We start from the raw sequence: 3137 nt of genomic DNA, 5'->3' as shown, positions 1-3137 counted from the left end.
CGCGACCGTCGCGCTGTGGCGCGTCGACTGGCGGCGGCCGGACCTGAGGGTGCGGCTGTGGGCCGGACGGCTGGCCCGGATCCGCCGTGAAGGGGCAGGGTTCGTCGCCGAGCTGGAGGGGCCGCTGTCGGCGCTGGAGCGGGTCGTCGGGCGGACCTTCGGGCGGGACTGCGACGCCATGCTGTTCGACGCCCGATGCCGCGTCGATCCCGCCGCGTTTCCCGGCGCGACCTGTGATCGGCGATGGGCCACTTGCGTGGAGACGTTCGGCAACGCCGCCAACTTCCAAGGCTTTCCGGACATTCCGGGCGACGACTTCCTGACGGCCCTGCCGACAGAGGGCGCCCGCAACGACGGCGGGAGCCGGCGATGAGAGGCCGGGCGCTGGAGGCCGCCCGACGCTGGCTGGACACGCCCTATCGGCACCAGGCCAGCGTGAGGGGCGAGGGGGCGGATTGCCTGGGACTGGTGCGTGACGTCTGGCGCGAACTGTTCGGAAGCGAGCCCCAGGTTCCGCCCCCCTATGCCTCGGATTGGGCCGAGGCGGGCGGGGAGGAGACGCTGTGGGCGGCGGCGCGCCGCTGGCTGGTGGAGATTCCCGTCGCGGCGGCTCAGCCGGGCGATGTGCTGCTGTTCCGGATGGCGCCCGGGTGTCCGGCCAAGCACTGCGCGATCCTGAGCGCGGCGGCGGGCCAGGGACGGATGATCCACGCCTATTGGGGCCGGTCGGTGGTGGAGACCTGGATGGGAGATTGGTGGCGCGCGCGGTTGGTCGCGGCGTTCGCCTGGCCCGGGACGGCGGTTTGAGCGCCTTGGGAGGCCTCGACGGCCGACATGACGAGAGGTAGGGCATGGCGCAGGTGATCCTGAGCGGCGTCGCGGGCGCGGTCGGCGGGCCATTGGGCGCGACGATCGGCGGCCTGATCGGGCGGACCCTGGATCAGCGGGCGATCGCGGGGCTGGAGCCGGCGCGCCAGCGCGGACCGCGCCTGGAGACGCTGAAGGTCCAGGGGGACGGCCGAAGGCGCGCCGCTGGCCTGCGTGTTCGGGCGGGCGCGGACGACCGGCCAGGTGATCTGGGCGGCGCGCTTCCTGGAGAGCCGCAAGACCTCCTCCGCGACGAAGGGCGGGCCCAGGACGGTCGAGTACGGCTATTCGCTGAGCTTCGCCGTGGCCCTGTGCGAGGGCGAGATCGACGGGGTGGGCCGGGTCTGGGCGGACGGCCAGGCGATGGACCTGTCCGGCGTGACGATGCGGGTGCATCGCGGCGGGGCGGAACAAGCGCCGGATCCTCTGATCGAGGCGGTCGAAGGACGGGCGCCGGCCTATCGCGGGACGGCCTATGTCGTCTTCGAGGACCTGCCCCTGGCGCCGTTCGGCAACCGGGTCCCGCAGCTGGCCTTCGAGGTGTTCCGGCGCCCGAGAGGCGGAGCGCCCCGGCTGGAGGACCGTCTTGAAGGGGTGTGCCTGATCCCTGGCGCGGGCGAGTTCGTGCTGGCGACCGAGGCCGTCATGCGGCGCGAGGGGCTGACACGGACATCTGCGGAGAACCTTCACGCGGGCGACGGCCGGGCCGACCTGCTGACGTCGCTGGACCAGCTTCAGGCGCAATGTCCGAACCTGAAGCGGGTGAGCCTGGTGATCGGCTGGTTCGGGACCGACCTGAGGGCGTCGCATTGCGCGATCCGGCCGGGGGTGGAGCGGAGGGACAAGCCGACCGAACCGCACGCCTGGTCGGTGGCGGGCGTGCAGCGCCACGACGCCCACCTGATCTCGCAGATCGGAGGCGGACCCGCCTATGGCGGCACGCCGTCCGACGAGGCGGTGCGCCAGGCGGTGGCCGAGCTGAAGGCGCGGGGGCTGGAGGTGACGCTGTACCCGTTCGTGTTCATGGACGTGGCGGGCTATCCATGGCGCGGCCGGGTGAAGGGACGCGACGGCGCCGAGGCCGCGGCGGACGTGGCGGGGATCTTCGGAGCGGCGGACGGCTGGGGACTAAGGCGGCTGGCGCTGCATTACGCGGCGGTGGCGGCGGAGACCGGAGCGGACGGCCTTCTGATTGGATCGGAGATGCGCGGGCTGACGACGACCCGGGACGCCGGCGGCGGCTTTCCGGCGGTCGAGGCGTTCCGGGCGCTGGCGGCGGAGTGCCGGGCGCTGGCGGGGCCGGACGTCGCGCTGAGCTATGCGGCGGACTGGTCCGAATACGCCGGCGTGCGCGCGGACGGGGAGGTGCGGTTTCATCTGGATCCGCTGTGGGCCGACGCCGCGATCGACTACGTCGGGATCGACTGGTACCCGCCGCTGGGCGACTGGCGCGGCGGCGACGGCGGGCTGGACGCCGCCCTGTGGAGCGGGCCGGACGACCCGGACCATCTGGCGGCCCAGGTCGCGGGCGGCGAGGGCTTCGACTGGTTCTACGCCGACGCAGCGGCTCGGGACGCGCAGGCGCGGACGCCGATCGTGGATACGGCGCACGGCGAGGACTGGGTGTTCCGGGTCAAGGACCTGGCGGGCTGGTGGGGGCATGCGCACCACGACCGGCCGGGCGGAATCCGCAGCGCGACGCCGACGGCCTGGGTTCCCGGCATGAAGCCGGTGCGGCTGACCGAGTTCGGCTGCGCGGCGGTCGACCGGGGCGGCAACGCGCCGAATCTGTTCCAGGACCCGAAGAGCGCAGAGACCGCCTTGCCGCCATTCTCGACGGGCGCGCGCGACGACCGGATGCAGCGGCGGGCGCTGGCGGCGGTGCTGACGCATTTCGCGATGAACAACCCGGTGTCGCCGATCTATGGCGGGCCGATGCTGGCCGGAGCCGACGCCTGGTGCTGGGACGCCCGGCCGTGGCCGGCGTTCCGGGGCGTGGGGACGTCTGGGCGGACGCGGGCGCTTGGCGGACGGGCCACTGGCTGAACGGACGGCTGGGCGGCGAGACGCGAGACCTGATCGCGGCGATCCTGACGCGCGGAGGGCTGGACCTTGAGGCGTTCGAGATCGGCCCTTTCGCCGGCGAGGTGGACGGCTATCTGATCGACGGGCCCATGCGGACCCGCGACGCCCTGGAGCCGCTGCTGGCGGCCCTGGGCCTGACGGCGGCGGAGCGGGACGGGCGGGTCGCGGTGACGGACGCCGCGCCG

At 73.7% G+C, this 3137-nt stretch carries 2 protein-coding genes and 1 pseudogene; all 3 read left to right on the top strand.

Going from position 1 to position 3137, the window contains the following annotated elements; genetic code table 11:
- The coding region (locus AC2W7C_RS15735; RefSeq protein WP_486002244.1) for a baseplate hub domain-containing protein at window positions 1-373 on the top strand (373 nt) is incomplete at its 5' end.
- Window positions 370-807, top strand: a complete 438-nt coding sequence (locus AC2W7C_RS15730) for an NlpC/P60 family protein (RefSeq protein ID WP_486002243.1) — start codon at window positions 370-372, stop codon at window positions 805-807. The genes AC2W7C_RS15735 and AC2W7C_RS15730, both read left to right, overlap by 4 nt.
- A 44-nt stretch (window positions 808-851) precedes the next feature.
- Window positions 852-3137: pseudogene (locus AC2W7C_RS15725) on the top strand (baseplate multidomain protein megatron); the annotation flags it as partial.

This window comes from Brevundimonas sp. CURTG3B2_SDJG, from assembly GCF_057364705.1.
The sequence above is the reverse complement of the archived record's forward strand: the minus strand, read 5'-3'. Positions and strand labels throughout refer to the sequence as shown.